Source organism: Megasphaera sp. AF13-6AC (assembly GCF_027685385.1).
In the GTDB taxonomy this organism is placed as follows: domain Bacteria; phylum Bacillota; class Negativicutes; order Veillonellales; family Megasphaeraceae; genus Megasphaera; species Megasphaera micronuciformis.
Genome location: NZ_JAQCUN010000209.1, coordinates 1 through 1,472, shown reverse-complemented (window position 1 = coordinate 1,472; position 1,472 = coordinate 1). Strand labels below are relative to the sequence as shown.

The window sequence follows — 1,472 nt, the reverse complement described above, 5'->3', positions numbered from 1 at the left end:
ACGCCAAATACGCTGTCGTTTAATTCCATTTCACCGGTTTGCACACCGGCAATATTATACGTACTTACTTTCGGCATTTATATTATCCTCCTTCCTGTTTGACAATATTATCTGGGTTTTACAGTATCACGAATCATTACGATGCTGCCTTTGGGGCCCGGGATACCGCCTTTAATCAAGATGATGTTCTTTTCCGTATCGACTTTAACAACCGAAAGGTGAAGAACTGTTGCCTGATTGCCGCCCATTTGTCCAGGAAGCTTTTTACCTTTGATGACTTTACCGCCACCACCGGAAATCATAGGTCCGAGAGAACCGGGTTCACGATGAGATTTGGAACCGTGTCCCATAGGTCCGCGGTGGAAACCGTGACGTTTAATCGTGCCGGCAAACCCCTTACCTTTTGTGGTGCCAACTACGTCGACGAGATCGCCGCTTGCGAAAATATCAGCTGCCAGAGTTTGGCCTACCGTATATTCCGGTGTATCTGTCAGACGCAGTTCGCGTAAATGTTTCACAGGACTTACGCCTGCTTTGTCGAACTGACCCTTAACGGGTTTGGTTAAGTGTTTTTCTTTGATTTCGCCGTAGCCGAGCTGAATCGAATTGTAACCGTCCGTATCAACCGTCTTAACACGAACCACTACATTCGGGGAAGCTTCTACGACAGTTACGGGGACTACAGCGCCTTCTTCAGTAAAGACCTGAGTCATGCCCAATTTCTTACCCAAAATAGCTTTAGACATAATCGCACCTCCTCCTATAATTTGATTTGAATGTCTACGCCTGCCGGAAGATCCAGTCTCATGAGCGCATCAACGGTTTTGGGTGATGCATTCAAAATGTCGATAAGACGCTTATGAGTGCGTAATTCGAACTGTTCACGAGAGTCTTTGTTCACATGAGGAGAACGAAGAATCGTGAAAATGTTCTTTTCCGTCGGAAGCGGAATCGGTCCGGATACCATTGCTCCTGTCCGTTTCGCCGTGTCGACGATTTTCGCCGCGCTCAGATCCAATGTCTTGTGATCATACGCTTTGAGGCGAATTCTGATTCTTTCCTGTTTTGCCATTACGTAATTCCTCCTATCGTTCGTTTCACGGAACGAACTGCTCCGCGGGAGTTTCCCCGAAAGACGGGCAACATCCCGTTTCATAGTTTTCTACGCGGCCACAAAAAGGGCATACGAATCCCAGTGCCACGTACTTGACTATTTTACTACAAATCGCAAAGCCATGCAAGCTGTTTTTGCCTGGATTCCAAGCCTTTTTCCTCGCTAAAAAGACGTTTTTACGAAAAATACGGTTTCGATTCTTTTAGAGAAAACTTTGTCTTTTCGTATTGAACATTCTATGATCAACCAATGGTCGACAAAAAATCTCCCCTGCCGAAGCAAGGGAGATTTTCGTTTATAGAAATCTTACTGTTCGATTTCCGATACGACACCGGCACCTACCGTACGGCCGCCTTCG

The 1,472-nt window shown here is 46.2% G+C and carries 2 protein-coding genes; both read right to left on the bottom strand.

Annotated features, from left to right (window positions below; translation table 11 throughout):
- Positions 1 to 107 precede the first annotated feature (107 nt).
- Positions 108 to 746: a 50S ribosomal protein L3 gene (rplC, locus tag PGX78_RS08200; RefSeq protein WP_006943084.1), complete on the bottom strand. Its 639-nt coding sequence runs from the start codon at positions 744 to 746 to the stop codon at positions 108 to 110.
- 14 nt (positions 747 to 760) lie between these two features.
- Entirely contained in the window at positions 761 to 1,072 is a 312-nt protein-coding gene (rpsJ, locus tag PGX78_RS08195; RefSeq protein WP_006943083.1) for a 30S ribosomal protein S10, read from the bottom strand.
- Positions 1,073 to 1,472 lie beyond the last annotated feature (400 nt).

What these genes read in the sequence shown, in the direction of transcription:
- rplC (WP_006943084.1), bottom strand. Translation starts at nt 746, where the DNA reads ATGTCTAAAGCTATTTTGGGTAAGAAATTGGGCATGACTCAGGTCTTT.
- rpsJ (WP_006943083.1), bottom strand. Translation starts at nt 1,072, where the DNA reads ATGGCAAAACAGGAAAGAATCAGAATTCGCCTCAAAGCGTATGATCAC.